Source organism: Enterobacter sp. MF024, assembly GCF_005843915.1.
In the GTDB taxonomy this organism is placed as follows: Bacteria; Pseudomonadota; Gammaproteobacteria; order Enterobacterales; family Enterobacteriaceae; genus Enterobacter; species Enterobacter barmai.
In genome coordinates, this window is record NZ_VCBB01000002.1 from 229,487 (window position 1) to 249,492 (window position 20,006).

Annotated in this window: 19 protein-coding genes and 1 pseudogene; 13 read left to right on the forward strand and 7 right to left on the reverse strand. The window is 55.7% G+C overall.

Features of this window, described 5'->3' with window-relative positions:
• The first annotated feature begins 192 nt into the window (after nt 1-192).
• The gene (locus FFB58_RS06340; RefSeq protein ID WP_138369374.1) at nt 193-1,614 is read left to right on the forward strand and encodes an MFS transporter; all 1,422 of its coding nucleotides are present in this window, start codon (nt 193-195) and stop codon (nt 1,612-1,614) included.
• 40 nt (nt 1,615-1,654) lie between these two features.
• Here the strand turns inward: FFB58_RS06340 and FFB58_RS06345 are convergent, their stop codons facing one another.
• Nucleotides 1,655-2,293 (reverse strand): RpiB/LacA/LacB family sugar-phosphate isomerase, encoded by a 639-nt coding sequence (locus FFB58_RS06345; protein ID WP_032612023.1) that lies wholly within the window; start codon nt 2,291-2,293, stop codon nt 1,655-1,657.
• A gap of 295 nt (nt 2,294-2,588) precedes the next feature.
• Between FFB58_RS06345 and yecR the strand changes: the two genes are divergently transcribed.
• Both yecR and ftnA read left to right on the forward strand, forming a co-directional pair.
• Nucleotides 2,589-2,930 carry a YecR family lipoprotein gene (yecR, locus tag FFB58_RS06350; RefSeq protein ID WP_039030870.1) on the forward strand — a complete coding sequence of 114 codons (342 nt, stop codon included), beginning with the start codon at nt 2,589-2,591 and terminating at the stop codon, nt 2,928-2,930.
• A 206-nt stretch (nt 2,931-3,136) separates the two neighbouring features.
• On the forward strand, nt 3,137-3,634 hold the full coding sequence (gene ftnA / locus FFB58_RS06355) for a non-heme ferritin (RefSeq protein ID WP_039030871.1): 498 nt from the start codon (nt 3,137-3,139) through the stop codon (nt 3,632-3,634).
• Nucleotides 3,635-3,668: 34 nt separating this feature from the next.
• Here ftnA and FFB58_RS23130 read toward each other — a convergent pair.
• Nucleotides 3,669-3,755: pseudogene (locus FFB58_RS23130) on the reverse strand (hypothetical protein); the annotation flags it as partial.
• A 177-nt stretch (nt 3,756-3,932) separates the two neighbouring features.
• Between FFB58_RS23130 and tyrP the strand changes: the two are divergent.
• The gene (gene tyrP, locus FFB58_RS06360) at nt 3,933-5,144 is read left to right on the forward strand and encodes a tyrosine transporter TyrP (RefSeq protein ID WP_138369375.1); all 1,212 of its coding nucleotides are present in this window, start codon (nt 3,933-3,935) and stop codon (nt 5,142-5,144) included.
• A gap of 96 nt (nt 5,145-5,240) precedes the next feature.
• Here tyrP and FFB58_RS06365 read toward each other — a convergent pair whose 3' ends face one another.
• Nucleotides 5,241-5,909, reverse strand: coding sequence for a YecA family protein (locus tag FFB58_RS06365; protein ID WP_138369376.1), 669 nt, complete (start codon nt 5,907-5,909; stop codon nt 5,241-5,243).
• Between the two features lie 420 nt (nt 5,910-6,329).
• On the opposite strand from FFB58_RS06365, the gene FFB58_RS06370 reads away from it, so the two are divergent.
• From FFB58_RS06370 to FFB58_RS06390, 5 genes are all read left to right on the forward strand, one after another.
• A complete protein-coding gene (locus FFB58_RS06370; RefSeq protein ID WP_138369377.1) occupies nt 6,330-7,451 on the forward strand; it encodes a branched-chain amino acid ABC transporter substrate-binding protein in 1,122 nt (373 codons plus the stop codon).
• A gap of 97 nt (nt 7,452-7,548) precedes the next feature.
• Nucleotides 7,549-8,463, forward strand: coding sequence for a branched-chain amino acid ABC transporter permease (locus FFB58_RS06375; RefSeq protein WP_039030925.1), 915 nt, complete (start codon nt 7,549-7,551; stop codon nt 8,461-8,463).
• Nucleotides 8,464-8,473: 10 nt separating this feature from the next.
• A complete protein-coding gene (livM, locus tag FFB58_RS06380) occupies nt 8,474-9,775 on the forward strand; it encodes a high-affinity branched-chain amino acid ABC transporter permease LivM (RefSeq protein ID WP_171029936.1) in 1,302 nt (433 codons plus the stop codon).
• Nucleotides 9,772-10,647 (forward strand): ATP-binding cassette domain-containing protein, encoded by an 876-nt coding sequence (locus FFB58_RS06385; RefSeq protein ID WP_138369378.1) that lies wholly within the window; start codon nt 9,772-9,774, stop codon nt 10,645-10,647. The genes livM and FFB58_RS06385 overlap by 4 nt, the downstream gene beginning before the upstream one ends.
• Nucleotides 10,644-11,360, forward strand: a complete 717-nt coding sequence (locus FFB58_RS06390) for an ABC transporter ATP-binding protein (protein WP_039030876.1) — start codon at nt 10,644-10,646, stop codon at nt 11,358-11,360. Before FFB58_RS06385 ends, FFB58_RS06390 begins: the two co-directional genes overlap by 4 nt.
• A gap of 21 nt (nt 11,361-11,381) precedes the next feature.
• Here the strand turns inward: FFB58_RS06390 and FFB58_RS06395 are convergent, their stop codons facing one another.
• From FFB58_RS06395 to FFB58_RS06410, 4 genes are all read right to left on the reverse strand, one after another.
• The gene (locus tag FFB58_RS06395; protein WP_138369379.1) at nt 11,382-12,956 is read right to left on the reverse strand and encodes a sulfatase-like hydrolase/transferase; all 1,575 of its coding nucleotides are present in this window, start codon (nt 12,954-12,956) and stop codon (nt 11,382-11,384) included.
• Nucleotides 12,957-13,243: 287 nt separating this feature from the next.
• The gene (locus FFB58_RS06400; RefSeq protein ID WP_138369380.1) at nt 13,244-13,525 is read right to left on the reverse strand and encodes a heavy metal-associated domain-containing protein; all 282 of its coding nucleotides are present in this window, start codon (nt 13,523-13,525) and stop codon (nt 13,244-13,246) included.
• Entirely contained in the window at nt 13,522-13,878 is a 357-nt protein-coding gene (locus tag FFB58_RS06405; protein WP_039030879.1) for a mercuric transporter MerT family protein, read from the reverse strand. Before FFB58_RS06405 ends, FFB58_RS06400 begins: the two co-directional genes overlap by 4 nt.
• Nucleotides 13,856-14,998, reverse strand: a complete 1,143-nt coding sequence (locus tag FFB58_RS06410; protein WP_138369381.1) for a transglutaminase family protein — start codon at nt 14,996-14,998, stop codon at nt 13,856-13,858. Before FFB58_RS06410 ends, FFB58_RS06405 begins: the two co-directional genes overlap by 23 nt.
• A gap of 543 nt (nt 14,999-15,541) precedes the next feature.
• Here FFB58_RS06410 and FFB58_RS06415 point away from each other — a divergent pair.
• From FFB58_RS06415 to FFB58_RS06430, 4 genes are read left to right on the forward strand one after another with little or no spacing between them, the layout of a single operon-like run.
• Nucleotides 15,542-16,525 (forward strand): autoinducer 2 ABC transporter substrate-binding protein, encoded by a 984-nt coding sequence (locus FFB58_RS06415; protein ID WP_039030881.1) that lies wholly within the window; start codon nt 15,542-15,544, stop codon nt 16,523-16,525.
• A 60-nt stretch (nt 16,526-16,585) separates the two neighbouring features.
• Entirely contained in the window at nt 16,586-18,067 is a 1,482-nt protein-coding gene (locus tag FFB58_RS06420; protein ID WP_039030882.1) for a sugar ABC transporter ATP-binding protein, read from the forward strand.
• Complete coding sequence (locus FFB58_RS06425; RefSeq protein WP_138369382.1) at nt 18,060-19,040, forward strand: ABC transporter permease; 981 nt, start codon at nt 18,060-18,062, stop codon at nt 19,038-19,040. The genes FFB58_RS06420 and FFB58_RS06425 overlap by 8 nt, the downstream gene beginning before the upstream one ends.
• On the forward strand, nt 19,037-20,002 hold the full coding sequence (locus FFB58_RS06430) for an ABC transporter permease (RefSeq protein WP_138369383.1): 966 nt from the start codon (nt 19,037-19,039) through the stop codon (nt 20,000-20,002). Before FFB58_RS06425 ends, FFB58_RS06430 begins: the two co-directional genes overlap by 4 nt.
• Nucleotides 20,003-20,006 lie beyond the last annotated feature (4 nt).

The following is a 20,006-nucleotide window of genomic DNA, read 5'->3' on the forward strand; positions in this document are numbered from 1 at the left end:
TTATGCAGGTGTTATTGTTGATGTGCTTATAATATGACCTGCATCACAAAAATCAATCTTTTTGTGATATTCATCACGGCAGTTTATTTAAAGCAAAACAGCGTTCCGATTAAAAATAAAAAGAATTCATGGCGTTAGCAGAGAACTTGTTCCTGTAAATTTTTAAAAAAAAGTTTAAGTGGCAGAGGAAAAATGACCGAAAAACTCTCCGGCAAAGCGGCAAGCGGGATCTCCCCCGCTGCGCTGTTAGTGGCCGGCGCATTCTTTATGGAGTTCCTGGATGGTACGGTGATCGCCACGGCGCTGCCCGACATGGCGAAGAGCTTTGGCGTGCAGGCGGTGGATCTCAATATCGGCATCAGCGCCTATCTCATCACCCTGGCGGTGCTGATTCCGGCCAGCGGCTGGATCGCCGACCGCTTTGGTGCCCGCAAGATCTTCACCCTTGCCCTGGCCATCTTTACCCTCGCCTCGGTGCTCTGCGGTCTCGCCACCAGCGTCGATCAGTTCGTCGCCATGCGCGTGCTGCAGGGGATGGGCGGCGCGCTGATGGTGCCGGTTGGTCGCCTTGCCGTGCTGCGCACCACGCCAAAACATCTGTTGATTACCGCCATCGCCACCCTCACCTGGCCCGCGCTGGTGGCGCCCATCATCGGCCCGCCGCTGGGCGGCTTTATTACCAGCTACGCCAACTGGCGCTGGATCTTCTTTATTAACGTTCCCCTGGGGCTGATTGCTATTGTGCTGGCGCTGCGCATCATCCCGGATATCTATGAAGAGACGCGCCGCCCGTTCGATACGCCCGGCTTTATCGCCACCTCGGTTGCCATGGTGAGCCTGGTGTATGCCATGGAGATGATGGGGGCGGAGCAGGTGAATACGACGGTTACCCTCGCGCTGCTGGCGATCGGAATGGTGACCATGATCTATGCCCTGCGCCATTTCAGACGCGCCGAGTGGCCGATGATCCGCCTCGATGCCCTGCAGGTGCCCACGTTTCGCGTGACGATGTTTGGTGGCTCGCTATTTCGTGCCTCCATCAGCGCCGTGCCGTTTTTGCTGCCGCTGCTCTTTCAGGTGGGATTCGGCATGGACGCGTTCCACTCCGGTTTACTGGTGCTGGCGGTATTCGTCGGCAACCTGACCATTAAACCCGCCACCACGCCGCTGCTGCGCGGGCTGGGGTTCAAAAAGCTGCTGCTGATTAACGGCGCGCTGAACGTGCTGGCCCTGCTGGCCTGCGCCTTCCTGACGCCGCAAACCCCGGTGTGGTTGATCATGCTGATCCTCTATCTTGGGGGTGTGTTCCGTTCCATTCAGTTTACCGCCATCAGTACCCTCGCCTTCGCCGACGTGCCTTCGCCGCAGATGAGCTATGCAAACACGCTGTTCTCCACCGCGACGCAGCTGGCGGTTGGGCTGGGGATTACGCTCGGCGCTATCGGGATCCGCATTGGCGAGCTGTTCAGTGAATTGCTGGGGTTGGAATCGCTACCGGGGATCAGCTTCCGGCTGGCGTTTGTCGCCATTGCGCTGGTCTGTCTGCTGGGGATGGTGGATACGCTGCGGCTGGTGAAAGATGCCGGCAGCGCGGTATCCCGAAAACAGGCATAAAAAAAGCCAGCGTAAGCTGGCTTTAACTGATGTTGGCAACTTAGCCGATAATGCCACGAACAAAGGCTTCGATCTCTTTGTCCTGGCAGTTCTCAAAGAAGCACTGCTGGAAACGCTGACCGGTCACTGCCGTTTTAACCAGCTCCGGATCGATAGCGCGCAGGGTGTCGAGATAGTTCTCTTTCACCACCGCCGCTTTAACCTGGTTCAGGATGCCCGCGTTACGAACCTGAGGCTCTTTACGCTCTGGCGGATAACCTTCGCCATTACGGCCGGTGAAGGCTTTTTCAAAGATAAAGCGCACGTTCAGCTCAGCGCCCCAGCCGAAGCCTTTCGCGAATGGCAGGGAAAGTGCGTTACCGTTGTTGATCTGTGCAAACAGGAAGGCGTCAGCCGGATCGATGCAGTAACCACACACCACGCCCGGGTGGATGTTCAGGGACATCAGCGCGCCCTGGCCGGTACCGCAACCGGTCACCACGAAATCAACTGCTTTTGAATTCAGCAGGATGCTCGCCATGATCCCCAGGTGAATGTAGGTCAGGTGGTGATCGTTTTCGTCGCTCATCCCAACGTTATAAACCGGGAAACCTTTCTCTTCAGCAACGGCGTTCAATTCCTTGAGGATGATGGCGTTTTTTGGCGCCTGGCTGTTTTCCATCATCAGTGCAATTTTCATTCTTCGTCTCCTGAATGCGATGCGGGGCATCCCGCTGTGAATAGCTTACCTGACAAACCTTACTACTAAGCAAACACACTTTCAAATTAAGTGAAAAATAGTTTCAAAAAACAAAGATGCGCTCACAATTTTGCGATCGTAAGGGTTTTCACCGTCGGCTCAGAACCGTATGACACAGGATTGAAGGAAACGGAGGCTCGTGGCAAAGAGAAGAGACAAAACAGGTGGTTATTCCTGGCATTGCGCTGCGCGTCTGGCGCTAGTATAGGTTATTTCAACGCATTCAGAGTGTTCTATGAAGAGATTATGCACGGTCGGACTGGTGCTGCTGCTGGCTGGTTGCGGCATCACCCGCAAGGCTGAAGTCAGCAGCGTCGATGTCAACTCGGGGGTCGTCAGGCTCGATTATGGTCAGCCACTGTTCCAGACCTCTTATGATGATGCTTACGTAACAAGTGGCACGGCGACCCGCGAATGTCAGGCCATGGGATACAGCACGGCCCAGGCCTATGGTCAGCCGATCGAAACCTGTAGCGTGATCAGCGGCTCGCTGTGCCTGAATAAAACCGTGACTATCCAGTATCAGTGCCACGGCTATGCCCCCGCCCCTGCCGTTACGACCTCCGCTTATTACTAATTCTGTTGCCAGCGTCTCTGCTGGCAATAATATTCAGAACACGAAACAGAATAATTCTCATTAATATATTTAAAATAGCCGCAATGCGTTTTATTCCCATTCGTATTATAATTTTTCAAATATTTATTTTACTTTTTGCAAATAAATAAATAACAAATTATAGTGGCGCTCACGTTGACCTGTTAATAATAAAACGGAGCTACACCATGCTTAAAACTGAAATGATCGACAAGCTCAATGAGCAAATGAATCTGGAGCTTTACTCCTCCCTGCTTTACCAACAGATGAGCGCCTGGTGTAGCTATCACAGTTTTGAAGGCGCTGCGGCATTTATGCGTCGCCACGCCCAGGAAGAGATGACACACATGCAGCGTCTCTTTGATTATCTTACCGATACCGGCAGTCTGCCGCGCATCAATCAGGTGGCTTCGCCGTTCGCAGAGTATGCGTCGCTGGACGAACTGTTCCGTGCCACCTACGAGCACGAGCAGCTGATCACCCAGAAAATTAATGAACTGGTCCACGCGGCCATGACCAGCCAGGATTATGGCACCTTTAATTTCCTGCAGTGGTATGTGGCCGAACAGCACGAAGAAGAGAAGCTGTTTAAATCGGTTCTCGATAAACTCTCACTGGCCGGTAAATCGGGTGAAGGGCTGTACTTTATTGATAAAGAGCTGTCGACGCTCGACGCACAAAATTAATATTCATGCGGCGCCATCGGGCGCCGCGTTATTATTAATGGCAGCAGATTTTACTTTCGTGGGTGAAAAAGCCCGCATCCAGCGGAATAAATTTCCGCGCTGCCAGAAATGCCACCCGCTCCCCCCACTCCCCTTGCGCTGGCGCAGTTATCGCGTTCAGATTTCATCGCCGCCGCGCCTGATTTAACTCGTAAAAATAACTTTACAGGCATTGTAACGTCGGTTTGACGAACCTGCGCTTTTCCCTTACTCTGCGCCGCAGATTTTGTCGTCGTGACGTTGGGTTTTAGAGGAAAACGTGAAGAACAGAACGCTGGGTAGTATTTTTATCGTCGCCGGAACGACGATTGGTGCCGGAATGTTGGCGATGCCGCTGGCTGCTGCGGGCGTCGGATTTGGCGTTACGCTGGTGTTACTGGGCGTACTGTGGGCGCTGATGTGTTATACCGCCCTGCTGCTGCTTGAGGTGTATCAGCACGTTCCCGCCGACACCGGGCTGGGGACGCTTGCCGGGCGTTATCTGGGGCGATTCGGCCAGTGGATCACCGGCTTCAGCATGATGTTCCTGATGTATGCCCTCACCGCGGCCTATATCAGCGGAGCCGGGGAGCTGATCGCCTCCAGCGTCAACGACTGGTTCAGCGCCGATATCTCCCCTTCTACCGGCGTGATCTTCTTTACCCTGATTGGCGGGGGCGTGGTCTGCGTCGGCACCTCGCTGGTGGATCTGTTTAACCGCTTCCTGTTCTCGGCAAAAATTATTTTCCTCGTGGTGATGCTGGCGCTGCTTGCGCCGCACATTCATAAGGTCAACTTACTGACGCTGCCGCTGGAGAAAGGGTTAGCGCTATCGGCTATTCCGGTGATTTTTACCTCGTTTGGTTTCCACGGTAGCGTGCCGAGCATCGTCAGCTATATGAACGGCAACGTGCGTAAGCTGCGCTGGATCTTTATTACCGGCAGCGCCATTCCGCTGGTGGCCTACATCTTCTGGCAGATGGTGACGCTCGGCAGCATTAACTCGTCGAGCTTTATGGGGATGCTGGCCAGCCACAGCGGGCTTAACGGGCTGCTGCAGGCCCTGCGTGAAGTGGTTGCGTCGCCGCACGTTGAGCTGGCGGTGCATCTGTTTGCCGACCTCGCGCTGGCGACTTCCTTCCTCGGCGTGGCGCTGGGTCTGTTTGATTATCTGGCAGACCTGTTCCAGCGCAGCCGGACGGTGAGCGGACGCATCCAGACCGGGGCGATCACCTTCCTGCCGCCGCTGGCCTTTGCTCTGTTCTATCCCCGCGGGTTTGTGATGGCGTTGGGCTATGCGGGGGTTGCGCTGGCGGTACTGGCACTGCTGTTGCCATCGCTGCTGGTCTGGCAAAGCCGTAAACACCACCCTGACGGCGACTACCGGGTGCCGGGCGGTAAGCCTGCGCTCTGTCTGGTCTTTGCCTGCGGGATCGTGATAATCCTCGTGCAGTTCGGGATTGCGGCGGGTCTGTTGCCGGAAGTGGGATAAAGCGCATTAATGCCCGGCGGCGCTTCGCTTGCGCGGGCCTACGAAGGGTTTTGTAGGCCGGGTAAGCGAAGCGCCACCCGGCAGAAATGGGCGCTGTTAATGCAGACAGCAGTTCTTGAATTTTTTGCCGCTGCCGCACGGACAAGGGTCGTTGCGCCCTACTTTGGTACCGTTGATCACCGGCTGCTGAGCGACCGGCTCTTGCGGGTTGGCAATCCAGTAGTTATAGAGGCGCAGCGCTGCCGGGCGAATGCCCTCAATGCTCTGCTGGAACTCCTCTTCGGTTAAGGTATCCAGACGATCAAAGTTCTCTTCGGAACCGTGCAGCGCAATCAGATCCAGATCGGCGCGCAGGGACTCCGGCAGGGGCGACCAGTCGGTCAGCGCCACGCCGCGCATATAGCCGAAGCACCACTCTTCCACCACGGTATAGGTTTGCCCCTCGACATCGTTCATGCCGAACATCGGTTCAAACTGATCCGGGTAGTCGCTCAGGCGCTCGGCGATATCGTTCATATGCTTAAAGCAGAGATCGATAAAGCGGTTCATCTCGCGATCGTTCTTCCAGCGCGGAATGTTTTTCTCTCCGCCCCATACCGCCACCAGCCAGCGATCCGGCTCAACCACCATCGGGCCAGACAGTACCGCGGTCAGCATGCCGTCGAGTTCTGAGACGTCCATAACGGACTCGTCGTCATGACCGTAGGTCATTAAGGTCTCTTCCAGCCACTCCATTTCGGTTTCGTTTAACGGGCCTTGGGTCATGGTGCTTCTCCTGCAGAATAGATTTGCGTGCAGGGTAACACAGAAACCGTGCCTTCCCCTGCTAATTGCACGAGCTATGCTGGTGCAAAACGGCGCAAATCGTGACCGTTGCACAACTTATGTGCTTTGTTGTTAATGAGATGTGATCCCCGCTGGAATTTCACTTCGTGCTGCCGGGTGGCTTAAAACGGCGCTCTATACTGAAAATTGTCCAAACATGGCAATAGCTGCCCGTTCTGGCAACCATTTTGCTTAACGTTGTTCTGTCGAGGAGATGCGTCAGAAAACCTCGCCTGTTTCTGCAGTTTGTCGTCCATATAGTGCAGTCCGTTTAGTGCAATGCTTTTGGATTGGGTACGCCGCAGGGCGTTCGGCTACACAGGGTTCGTGCAAAAAACCACTCAGAAAAGGTACATAATAATGTCGCTGAAATTCATCAGAAGTCCTCTTTCTCTTGTAATGGCAGGCTGCCTGGTCACGGCGTTTTCCGCCCAGGCTGATATCGTGATTGGCGTGGCGGGTCCCTTTACCGGGCCGAACGCAACGTACGGGGATCAGTACTGGCACGGCGCAACGCAGGCTGCGGAAGACATCAACGCCGCGGGCGGCATTAATGGCGAGAAGATCAAACTGGTGCAGGGAGATGACGCCTGTGAACCGAAACAGGCCGTCTCGGTCGCCAACCGTCTGGTGGACCAGGATAAAGTCAAAGCCGTGGTCGGCCACTTCTGCTCCTCCTCCACCATGCCGGCCTCCGAGGTTTATAACGACGCGGGCGTGCTGGCTATCACCCCAGGCTCCACGAACCCGCAGATCACCGAGCGCGGCATGAGCGACATGTTCCGCATGTGCGGACGCGACGACCAGCAGGGCCAGGTCGCCAGCGATTTCATTATTGATAAGCTGAAAGCCAAACGGGTGGTGATCATCCACGATAAAGACACCTACGGCCAGGGTCTGGCGGATGCCACCAAAGCGGCGCTGGCGAAACGCGGCGTTAAGGATGTGATGTACGAAGGGCTGTCGCGCGGTGAAAAAGACTTTAACGCCCTGGTGACCAAAATTGGCGCCCAGAAGCCGGACGTGGTCTTCTTCGGCGGTTGTCACCCGGAAGCGGGTCCGCTGGTGCGTCAGATGCGTGAGCAGGGGGTGCAGGCGAAATTCTTCTCCGGGGACTGCATCGTCAACGAAGAGATGGTCACCGCCGCCGGTGGCGCGCAGTACACCAACGGCATCTATATGACCTTCGGCAAAGATCCACGCCTGATCCCGGAAGGCAAAGCGGTGATTGAGAAGTTCCGCGCCAGCAAGTTTGAGCCGGAAGGCTATACCCTCTACTCCTACGCCTCTATCCAGGCCATTGCTGCGGCCTTTAAAGCCGCCGGCGGCGCCGACCCGGCCAAAGCCAGCGAATGGCTGAAGGCCAATTCGGTGGATACCGTGATGGGCAAAAAATCCTGGGACAGCAAAGGCGACCTGAAAGTCTCCGACTACGTGGTGTACCAGTGGGACGACAAAGGTAAATATAAGGAAGTGCAGTAACCGGACGGAATCACGCTCAACGTCGGTATGGCGACATACCGACGCACTATAACCAACGGGCCGCCTCCCCCGCGGCCTGAAACACGAGCGCGCGATGATGGAAACTTTCTTTCTGCAGCAGTTAATCAATGGCTTAACGCTGGGCTCCGTCTACGGATTGATAGCCATCGGCTACACCATGGTATACGGCATTATCGGCATGATTAACTTCGCCCACGGCGAAGTGTATATGATCTCCGCCTACCTCTGCGCTATCGGCCTGGCGCTCCTCTCCTTCTTCGGGCTGGAATCTTTCCCGCTGCTGATCCTCGGCACGCTGGTCTTTACCATCGTGGTGACGGGGGTATACGGCTGGACCATCGAGCGCATCGCCTATAAGCCACTGCGTAACTCCACGCGTCTGGCCCCGCTTATCTCCGCCATCGGCATGTCACTGATCCTGCAAAACTACGCCCAGATCAGCCAGGGTCCGCGCCAGCAAGGGGTGCCTACCATGCTGGACGGCGTGCTGCGCTTCCACATTGGCGAAGGCTTTGTGCAGATCACCTACACCAAGGTCTTTATTCTTATCGCCTCGTTCACCGGCATGCTGGTGCTCACCTGGATAATCAGCAACACCCGTTTAGGGCGGATGTGCCGCGCGGTGCAGCAGGACCGCAAGATGGCGTCGATTCTGGGCATCAATACCGACCGGATCATCTCCCTGGTGTTCGTGATCGGCGCGGCGATGGCCGGACTGGCGGGGGTGCTGATCACCATGAACTACGGCACCTTTGATTTTTACGCCGGGTTTATCATCGGCATTAAAGCCTTTACCGCCGCCGTGCTCGGGGGGATCGGCTCCCTGCCGGGCGCCATGTTAGGGGGACTTATCCTTGGCATTGCCGAGGCGCAGTTCTCCGGGATGGTGAACTCCGATTATAAAGATGTGTTCTCCTTTGGATTGCTGGTGGTGATCCTTATTTTCCGTCCTCAGGGACTGCTTGGCCGCCCTGTCGTGGCCAAAGTATGAGGGAAGCAAAATGACGTCACAGATCGTTTCGCAGCCCGTGGCGCACGACGGGTTTTCACTCAAACGCTGCATCCTCGATGCCATTTTTGCCGGGATGGTCGCGCTGATTATCTTTGGCCCGGTGGCGGGCGTGGTGCTGGATGGCTACAGCTTTAACTTCGAAGGGCGGCGGCTGGTGTGGATCATCGCCACGGTGATGACCGGGCGTTTTTTACTCAGCGCCTTCTTAATGACCGCGCCGGGCAGACGCGTGCTGGCGCGTTTCGATAACGATAACTCGGGGGTGTACGTCCGCCCGCCGGAGTACAAAAGCCGGATGCGCTGGATCCTGCCGCTGATCGTTACCCTGGCGGTCTGCTTCCCGTTTGTCGCCACCAAATACGTGCTGACGGTGGCGATCCTCGGGTTGATCTACGTTCTGCTCGGGCTCGGGCTGAACATCGTGGTCGGCCTCGCGGGGCTGCTGGATCTGGGCTATGTCGCCTTTTACGCCATTGGCGCCTACGGGCTGGCGCTGGGCTATCAGTATCTGGGGCTCGGCTTCTGGACCATGCTGCCGCTGGCGGCGCTGATGGCCGCCGCCGCCGGGGCCTTGCTGGGCTTCCCGGTGCTGCGAATGCACGGCGATTATCTGGCGATTGTGACCCTCGGCTTTGGGGAGATCATCCGCCTGGTGCTGAACAACTGGCTGACCTTTACCGGCGGGCCGAACGGTATCTCCGCCCCGCCCCCCACCCTGTTCGGGCTGGAGTTTGGTCGTCGGGCGAAAGATGGCGGCGTGCCGTTCCATGAGTTCTTCAACCTGACGTTTAACCCGAACCTGAAATTCATCTTTATCTACGCCATTCTGCTGCTGGTGGTGCTGCTGGTGCTCTACATCAAGCACCGCCTGACGCGGATGCCCATCGGTCGCGCCTGGGAAGCCCTGCGCGAAGACGAGATCGCCTGCCGCTCCATGGGGCTTAACCATGTGCTGGTGAAGCTCTCGGCTTTTACCCTCGGGGCTTCTACCGCCGGGATTGCCGGAGTGTTCTTCGCCACCTATCAGGGATTCGTAAACCCCACCTCGTTCACCTTTTTTGAGTCGGCCCTGATCCTCGCCATCGTGGTGTTGGGCGGGATGGGCTCCACCGTCGGGGTGGTGCTGGCGGCCTTTGTCCTGACCGTCACCCCGGAACTGTTGCGTACCTTTGCCGAGTACCGCGTGCTGCTGTTTGGCGTCCTGATGGTGGTGATGATGATCTGGCGACCGCGCGGGCTGATCCGCATCAACCGCACCGGCTTTGCGGTGCGTAAGGGCGTGGCGCCATGAACGGGACCATCTTAAGCGTTGAGCATCTGATGATGCACTTTGGCGGCATCAGGGCGTTAAACGACGTTAACCTTGAAGTCCAGCGCGGCTCGATCACCGCCCTGATCGGACCGAACGGCGCGGGTAAAACCACGGTCTTCAACTGCCTGACCGGTTTTTACCGGGCTTCCGGGGGCAATATTCTGTTCAATACCCGGAGCAAAACCACCAACGTTATGCAGGTCCTCGGGCAAAAATTCCAGCCGGGGGACTGGATCAATCCGGCGCAGTTCGGCCAGCGGTTGTTCTACAAAATGTTTGGCGGCACTCACCTGGTGAACCGCGCCGGGCTGGCGCGTACCTTTCAGAATATCCGCCTGTTCCGCGAGATGTCGGTGGTGGAGAACCTGCTGGTGGCCCAGCATATGCGGGTGAACCGCAACCTGCTGGCTGGGGTGCTGAATACGCCTGCATACCGCAAGGCGGAAAGCGACGCCCTGGACAGGGCTTTCTACTGGCTGGAGGTGGTGGACCTGGTGGACTGCGCTAACCGGCTCGCGGGCGAGATGTCCTACGGCCAGCAGCGGCGGCTCGAAATCGCCCGCGCCATGTGCACCGGGCCGGAGATGATCTGTCTCGACGAGCCCGCCGCCGGGCTGAACCCGGTGGAGACGCACACCCTGAGCAACATCATTCGCTATCTGCGGGATCACCACGACATCACGGTGCTGCTGATTGAGCATGATATGGGGATGGTAATGGAGATCTCCGATCACATTATCGTGCTCGACCATGGGGATGTGATTGCCCAGGGGAAACCGGAGCAGATCCAGCACGACGAAAAAGTCATTGCCGCCTATCTGGGCACCGATGAGAGCGAGGTCAGCGTATGAGTGAGGCAATGCTGGAGTTTCGTCAGGTGGACGTTTACTACGGGGTGATCCAGGCCCTGAAGCAGGTCTCCCTTCAGGTGCATCCCGGCGAGACCGTGGCGCTGATCGGTGCCAACGGGGCCGGAAAATCGACGTTGCTGATGTCGATTTTCGGCCAGCCGCGGGTACGTAACGGGCAGATCCTCTTTTGCGGCGATGACATCAGCCATAAATCGACCCACTATGTGGCGTCGGGCGGCATTGCCCAGGCCCCGGAAGGACGGCGCATCTTCCCGGATATGACCGTCGAAGAGAATCTGCTGATGGGCACCATCCCCATCGGCAATCAGTATGCGGCGGAGGATCTGCAGACGATGTTCGACCTGTTTCCTCGCCTGAAGGAGCGGCGCAAGCAGCGGGCGATGACCATGTCCGGCGGCGAGCAGCAGATGCTGGCCATAGCCCGTGCCCTGATGAGCCGGCCCAAATTATTACTGCTGGATGAGCCGAGCCTGGGCCTCGCGCCCATCGTGGTGAAACAGATTTTCCAGACCCTGCGGGAGCTGGCGCGCAACGGGATGACGATTTTTCTCGTGGAGCAGAACGCGCACCACGCCCTTAAGCTCTCCGACCGCGGCTATGTGATGGTCAACGGGCAGATCCGCCTGAGCGGCAGCGGCGAAGAGCTGCTGGGCAATCAGGATGTCAGAAAAGCCTATCTGGGGGGCGTGTAACCGTTATGCGGGGCTGGCCCGCTACGGATGGAGATCGTCCGGCAGCTGGTCGTAGTCCACTTTTTGCAGCTTAAAGTTGGTCACCCAGGATTTGCCCGCATCCTGCTCCGAGACAAACGGGTAGGACGGCGTCAGCTCTTTCGTCTGGATCCCGGTCCACGCCGAGAAGAAATCGAGGAAATCATTGGCGGAACGCCGGGCGTTGATCAGCCGGTGTTCTGTATCGTCGCTCGACATGATCATAAACGGTACCTGATAGTTTTGCTGGTAAGCATCACCGTGGGCCATATATTGCCCCCCGGTCAGGCGGGCTTTATAGGTGAGACCGTGATCGGAGAAGTAGACCATCGAGAAAGTTTCGCCGGTGTTTTGCAGCTGCTGATAAAGCTGCTTTAACAGGGCGTCGGTCTGGGTGATGCTGTAGATATAGCAGGAGGTCTCTTTCGACTGCACGAACTCGGCGTATTTGCCCTGGGTGCGTTCACAGGCCTGCGGGTGGGAGCCCATCAGATGCAAAACGATCAGCCGGGTCTCCTTGCGCGGAGCTGCAAGCACCTGCTGCGTCATCTGCAATAAGGCTTCATCCCGGGGATTGTTTTCATCTTCGTAGTAACCCTTTCTGAGAAACTGCACGTCATCGGCCCGCTTGGCAATACTGGCAATGGCCGTATCGTACTCGCCAATCTGCCCCTGATTGGAGAACCACCAGGTCTGGAATCCGGCGCGATTCGCCAGGGTGACAAAGTTGTTCTGATACTCCGGGGTATCACCGCTGACCCGGCTCAGGGAGTGCCCGAGAGAGGTTTGCGTGGAGGCGCTGGAGGAGACGAAATCGGTAAACAGTGTTCCCTTCACGGAGCTCGCAAAGGGGGTGTTATTCCACTGCCCGCCAAAGGCGCCCAGCGCATCCCGGCGCGCGCTTTCGCCGATCACCACCACGTAGTTCTGGTAGCGGGGCTTTACCCCCAGCACGGTCCAGTTGTCCTTCATTTTGGCCAGTTCCAGCATATGGGCTTTTTCCGTGACCACTTCCCGGTTGTTGATCACCACGTCCTTCACGAAGCGGAATACCGGATAGCCCACGTCCATCAGGGTGAAGTTCCCCCAGTACACCAGGTTTTTAAGGGGAGTCATAAAGAAACAGAGGATGGCGAAAACCAGATACAGCATATCTAAACGGCGTAAAGCCTGTTTGGGGATAATTTTACGCCGCAGCGCAATCACGCCTAATGCCAGAATAACAAATGACACCAGGTAGCTGTGCCACGGGAATATCGTCAGGATCTCGACGGACTCATTAAAATTAGTGGAATGTAATGCTAAAAGCGTATTGAAATTAGGCGCACCATAGGCTTGTTGAAAAGGAAAGTACAGGGCGGCCAGCAGACTACAGAGGGCAATAACCCCTTTCTGCAGGCGGGGAGTTATTCGCCACAGTACTAACAGCACGCAGCAAAATGCCACCGAATAGACTGGGCTGAATGAATAGCCGAAAGAATAGTTTATCAGCACCGACTGCAGATAATAAAAGGCGATCCAGGGATTAATCGTAATATCGCGGATCCACAGGGTATATTTGCTGGCTGTTATATTCATATTTATCGTAATCCGCAGTTTGTCGCAGCGAAACGCTAACGACAAGGATCAACAAACCGCCGGGAAAGGCGATATATGGATAAAAATGGATCGCAGTATGGAGAAACTTATCAAAAGATAGAGTGCGCGGGCGGGAAGATCAACGTTTCGAAACAATATATTTATAAAACTGAAGCCGTATCATCATAATTTATACATAATTGTGTGGTAATACACCTTTCCCGCATTCACGGGAAAGGCTGGAATACACTCTATAAAAATTAAGCCATAATGCATTGGCATTATATTTACAGCTTTTCAATATGATTTAGCTTGGCTGAATAACCTGTTTTCGCCACCGCCTTTAATAATGTCTCCGTCGGGAAACCTTCTGCGACGATAACTTCAGTCTGGCGGGTTTTTAATGAGGCTTTTGCCTTCACTACCCCTTCCGTTTCACGCAGCGCCTGGTTGACCGAAATGACGCACAACGGACAGGTCATGCCCTGCACATCCAGCACCACCTTTTGATTTGCGGCGTGGGCAAACAGCGGCAGCAGTAAACATGCGCTAATCAACAGTCGTTTCATTCCATCACCTCATAAACCCAGGCCACCACCGTGGGATAGAACAGTACCAGCAGCAGCACCGGCAGCGAAAGCCAGAACAGGAAACGCATCTGCCCCAGGGTTAAGCGTCCGGTACACCACAGCCGTTTAGAAAAATAGAGCCGCCAGAACACCCGCAGCATCAGCCCCAGGGAGAGCAGGATCATGGGAACTCGCAGGAACTCGAGCTGGCTGAGCCCGGCAAAACCGGCCGCCGAGATGCCAAACAGCAGATACAGCAGCGGCCCGACGCAGCACAGCCCGGCGGTAACGGCAGCCGCAGCTGCCGTCAGCAGGGTAAGGCCTGCCCCCTTAGCGTTGTTCGGTTGAGACATAGTTGTACGCGAACACCTTTGGATCGTAGAAATTGAGCGGGTCGCCGTCCACTTCGGCATACGGGTAGCCAAAGTTATTGACTGCGCCCTGCTCTGTCGCCGGGTACAGTTCAAAATCGCGCCCGTAGTTGAAGCCCACCCAGTTCATCTCCCAGTTGCCAAACAGATAAGTGTTTACCGCCTGCACATCGGGATCCTGATGGGCTTTTTTCTCCGCCAGACGCATCTTGGTGACGTCCGCCGGGTCGCACGGCAGCCAGCCGTAACCTGCCAGATAAAACTCCGCCCGACAGTGCTGCCCGCCGCTGACGTCCGCCACGCCCGCGCTGTCGGCTTTGCCGAAGGCGCTGGCAGAGTAGCGTTCCAGCTTGTTGGCTCTGCCCAGACGGATACCGAACAGCTCCCGCGCCGGGATACCGCTGGCACGCGCCAGGGCGACAAACACCGAGCTGATGTCGGTGCATTTGCCGCTGAGCTTGCCGCTTTGCAGAATGGTCGCTACATCGCCGGTGCCGCAGCCAATCACGTCGTTATCGCGCTCCATATGGCTGCTGACCCATTCGTAGATCAGGCGCGCTTTCTTGAGCGGATCGGTCTCGCCTGCGGTAATTTTTTCCGCCGTTTCGCGCACCAGGCCATCCACCGGGGTGTGCGTCGTTGGCAGCAGATACGGCTTCACCGCCAGCGGGTAAACAATTTGCTCCGGCGCCTGCCAGTTTTTCAGCGCATCGTGCTTCAGCGGCTCCCAGTCTGCGGTTTCGATCTCCAGATCGAGCTTAAGCAGCAGATCGCCTTCGCTTTTCGGCCAGGTCGCAAACAGGGTTTTCGCACCGTAAGTATTGTTGGTGGTGACGAACGCCTGCTGGTAGTTGCCGGTAAACGACAGCCCGGTCATCTGCTGAAAGGCGGTATCTACCGGGAGCGGGATCCAGAGTTTGACCACGCCGCTGGAGCCCTGCGGCGGTGCCAGCTTATAGGTTTGTGATAAGACAAAACGGCGGCGCATTACCGGGGCGGCGGGTGCTACGTTGGTTTTCACCGTCTGGCTGGCCACGGCCGGGCCCACTAAACCTGCGGCAGAGAGAAGAACGCTATTTTTAAGAAATTGTCGACGCTGCATGGCTATCTGTCCCTTGAAAATGAGTCTGGCGTCGGCGACACGGGCCGCAAGCACAGAGGAACATCACAGAAGACAGGCACTGGCGCGAAGCGATGGGGTTTATTCATCAATAACAGACCTGTTAACTGTGAATGAAAGAAATTTTTGAGACGGTATTAGGCGCTTTTCAGCCCCTGTTGTACAGGCCTGAAGTCAAAAAAAGGGGCTGTTATCCGTAAAAATTGCAGGGAAAAATGCGAGGGCCGACGCGCCGCTGACAGACGACACACCGATCTTAATAGGTGACGGGAATCTCAAATCAGAGCATTGGCATAATAGTCCATGCCATAAGCCAGTAGTTCCATAACATTATAAATATGAAAACCCTACTGTTAATTCTTTAAGGCCGCAGCGTTAAGGCGCTATTTCCCATAGTATTTTCGGGGGTAAAGTCGGTGAGGGAATGCGTTATTTCACCTAATATTAAAAATGCACACGGGTATGTCAAACAGCGAAACAACGTTATCACTATCATTTATTTTCACCACCATTCAGAGGTATGAGATGAGTAAAATGTGCTTAACAAAATTATTGTCGGCTGGTTTGCTCGGATTGATGGTCTTTTCCACTTCCGCAATGGCGAAAGAAATTGAAGTGGTCAATATTTCAAAGATTGATGGCATGCCCTGGTTTAATCGCATGGGAGAAGGTGTTACCCAGGCAGGTAAAGATCTCGGCATTAAAGCCTCTCAGGTAGGCCCTTCCAGCACCGACGCCCCACAGCAGGTCAAAATTATTGAGGACTTAATCGCGAAAAAAGTTTCAGCGATCGGGATTGTGCCAAATGATGCCGATGTCCTCGAGCCGGTATTCAAAAAGGCGCGCGAGGCCGGCATTGTGGTGTTAACCAATGAATCCCCCGGTCAACCCAGCGCAAACTGGGATGTCGAAATTATTGATAACGAAAAATTTGCCGCCGACAACGTTGAAGAGATGGCAAAAGCCATGGGCGGTAAAGGGGGCTATGTTATTTACGTTGGCAGCCTGACCGTGCCACAACATAACCTGTGGGCGGATTTGTTCGTGAAATACCAGAAAGAGCACTACCCGGATATGCATGAAGTCACCAGCCGTATGCCGGTGGCCGAGAATATCGACGATGCCCGCCGCACCACCATCGATCTGATGAAAGCCCACCCGGACATGAAAGGGATTGTCTCCTTTGGCTCCCAGGGGCCAATTGGCGCGGGTCGCGCGGTGAAAGAGAAACGTGCGAAAGGCAAAGTCTTCGTGTACGGCATGATGATCCCGTCCCAGGCCGCTTCGCTGATCAAAAGCGGTGATATCGCCATGGGCATCACCTACGACCCGGCCTCCGCGGGTTACGCCATTACCGCCGTCGCCGACAAAGTCCTGAAAGGGGAAGAGATTACTCAGGGCCTGGATATCCCGAACCTCGGCAAAGCCGATGTGGATAGCGAAAAACGCATCATTAAGTTCCATAAAGTCCTGCGCGTGACCAAAGAGAATATCGACAGCCTGTATTAATCCGTTGGTTCTGCACGCCCTGCTCTCAGGGCGTGCCGTCTGAGCCCAAAAGAGGTAGTCATGGAGCCGTTTATTTCACTGGGTCATATCAGCAAAACGTTCTACGGTGTGAAAGCGCTGGATAATATCGCTTTGACGTTATTTCCCGGGGAGGTTCACTGTCTGGCCGGGCAGAACGGCTGTGGCAAATCGACGCTGATTAAAATTATTTCCGGCGTCTATAAACCCGATCCCGGGTTTGAAATCGTGATCGACGGTAAAAGCTGGTCGCATCTTTCCCCCATCGACTCGGTCAAAGCCGGGATCCAGGTTATCTATCAGGATCTCTCTCTGTTCCCCAATCTCACCGTGGCGGAGAACATCGGTATCCACCAGCATCACCGCAATCTGCTGGTGAATAAGAAAGAGATCCGGCGCATCGCCGCGCTCACCGTGAAAAGCATTGAAGCGGAACTGGATCTGGATGCGAACGTGGAGTCCCTGCCCATTGCCCAGCGCCAGATTGTGGCGATCTGCCGGGCGCTGGCCCAGGAAGCCAGGCTGATTATTATGGATGAGCCCACCGCCTCGCTCACCATGCAGGAGGTAAAAGGACTCCTGCGGGTGATCGGCGATTTAAAGAAGAGGAACATCTGCGTCGTGTTTGTCAGCCACCGTCTGGATGAAGTGCTCTCTATCTCCGACCGTATCAGCGTGCTGAAAAATGGCACTCTGGTGGGCACCTTCCCTGCCAGCGAGATCAATAATAAAAAACTGGCTTATCTGATGACCGGGAAAGAATTTTCGTATGCGGTGCTGCCGCCGATAGAAAAATTGGGCGAGGTGGCGCTGACGGTCAAAAACCTCACTAAACAGCACCAGTATAAAGACATCTCTTTTAAGCTCCATCAGGGGGAGATCCTGGCCATCACCGGGCTGCTGGGCGCGGGCAGGACAGAGCTGTGCCTGAGCCTGTTCGGGCTTACGCAACCCGATGCCGGGGAGATACTGCTGGAAGGCAAAGCAGTGCATTTCGCCAGCAACCGGGATGCGATCAATGCCGGTATCGGCTATGTCTCTGAAGATCGGATGAGTACCGGCCTGGTGATGGACCAGTCGATCAATGACAATATTATCTCCACCGTTCTCCGACGCCTGAAAACGCCGTTCAGATTGTTAGACAGATCCAGAGCGGACCGCATCGTCACCGATTTAGTTGAGCAGCTGAGCATTAAAATTGGCAGCGTGGATCTGCCCGTCAATACCCTCTCCGGGGGCAACGCCCAGCGCGTGGCGATTGCCAAATGGCTGGCGATCAATCCAAAGGTCCTGATCCTGGACTCCCCCACCGTCGGGGTCGACATCGCTAACAAAGCGGGGATCTATCAAATCATCTCCGCCCTTTCCCGCCAGGGGATTGCGGTGCTGATGATCACCGATGAGATCGATGAGGCGTTCTTTAACAGCCACCGCATTTTAGTCATGCGCAAGGGTGAGATCGTGGCAGAAATCCTGCCGGAAAAGACCTCGGAAGCGGCGCTGGCGGAGGTGGTGAATGGTTAATACATTTGGGGTGAAAACCCATGAGCTGTTTTTGGGCCTGACCATCATCGTTATTGGCGGCTATCTGTCGTTTGCCAGCAGCGATTTTCTGACGCTCGGCAATATCTACGACCTGATCAACAACTACGCCATGCTCACCATTCTGGCCTGCGGCCTTTTTATTGTGCTGATTTCCGGCGGGATCGATATCTCCTTTCCGGCCATGACCATCATCTCCCAGTACGTGATGGTCACCCTGATTCAGGGCACTACCGGCAACTTTGCCATCGCTTTTGCGCTCTCCGGCGGGCTGGGGCTGCTGCTCGGATTGATTAACGCCACGCTGGTTAATCGCCTTAACGTGCCTTCCATCATTATTACTATTTCTACCCTCAATATTTTTTACGGCCTGCTGCTCTACCTGACCAAAGGAGTCTGGCTGTACAGCTACCCTGAGTGGTTTGAACAGGGAGTGATGCTGTTCAAATTCACCGCCGCAGACGGCTACGACTACGGCCTGAGCCTGCCGATCATCACCCTTTTAGTCGTGGTGGCGTTAACCGGCTTTATCATGAATAAAACCAGCGCCGGACGGATGATTTACGCCATGGGCGGAAATCGCGAGGCGGCCTCCCGGATGGGATTTGGCATCTTTAAAATGCAGCTGTTTGTTTATGGCTACATGGGGCTGATGTCCGGGGTGGCAGGCGTGGTGCAATCCGCCACCGTCTTAACCGTTGCGCCCGACTCCCTGCTGGGCTATGAGCTGACGGTGCTTGCCGCCGTGGTGTTAGGCGGCACCAGCATCGTCGGCGGACGCGGCACCTTGCTCGGCACCCTGCTGGGGGTCATTTTACTGGCCGTATTACAGAACGGCCTAAATTTGTTAGGGATCTCCTCGTACTGGCATACGGTGGTCACCGGTGTCGTGATCGTCACCAGTATCAGCATGACGGCATGGAGTCAGCGCAAAGGTCAGGGAGTCGTCGTATGAGTACCAATAAAACCCAGGATCGCGTCGAGATATACCTGACCGTGCTCATCGCCGCGGTCGTTATTACATTCAGCTTCCTTATTCCTTCGGTGTTCTGGTCGTCAGCTAACTTCCAGTCCATCGCCTCACAGATGCCGATCCTCGGCGTGCTGGCCCTTGCGATGGCGGTGACTATCCTCACCGGGGGGATAAACCTGTCAATCATCGCCACCATGAACGCCTGCGGGCTGGTGATGGCTTGGGTCGCCACCCACTATCCCCCGACCTTCAGCAGCCTGCTGCTGGTTCTCGCGGCCGGTTTAGCTATGGCGCTGGTTATTGGCTCGGTAATCGGATTTTTGATCGCCGTAGTGCGAGTTTCGCCGATATTAGCCACCCTTGGCATCATGACCCTGCTGAAGGGCATTAATATCCTGATCTCCAAAGGCTCGGCGATCTCTAACTTCCCGGATTACATTCTGGTCATTAACAGCACCAATGTTCTCGGTATCCCGCTGCCGCTGCTGGTCTTTCTGGCGGTGGTCGTCGCGCTGTGGGTGATCCTTGAAAAATCCGCCTTCGGGCGAACCCTCTACCTGATCGGCTCTAACGAACAGGCGACCCACTACTCCGGGATCAACACCCGTAAAACCCTTATCTGGGTCTATGTGCTCTCTTCAGTCCTGTGCGTGATTGCCGCCCTGCTGATGATGTCGAAACTCAACTCGGCCAAGGCCTCCTACGGTGAGTCTTATCTGCTGGTGTCGATTCTGGCGGCGGTTCTCGGCGGGGTGAACCCGGATGGGGGCTTTGGTAAGGTCTTTGGCATGGTGATGGCGCTTGTTTTATTGCAGATGCTGGAGAGCGGCCTGAACATTCTGGGGGTAAGCAGCTACATCACCATGGCCCTGTGGGGCGGATTGCTGTTAGCGTTTATCTTCCTGAAAGGGGCGCGGCTCTCGCGTCTGTTTGGCAAACCCTGACTAC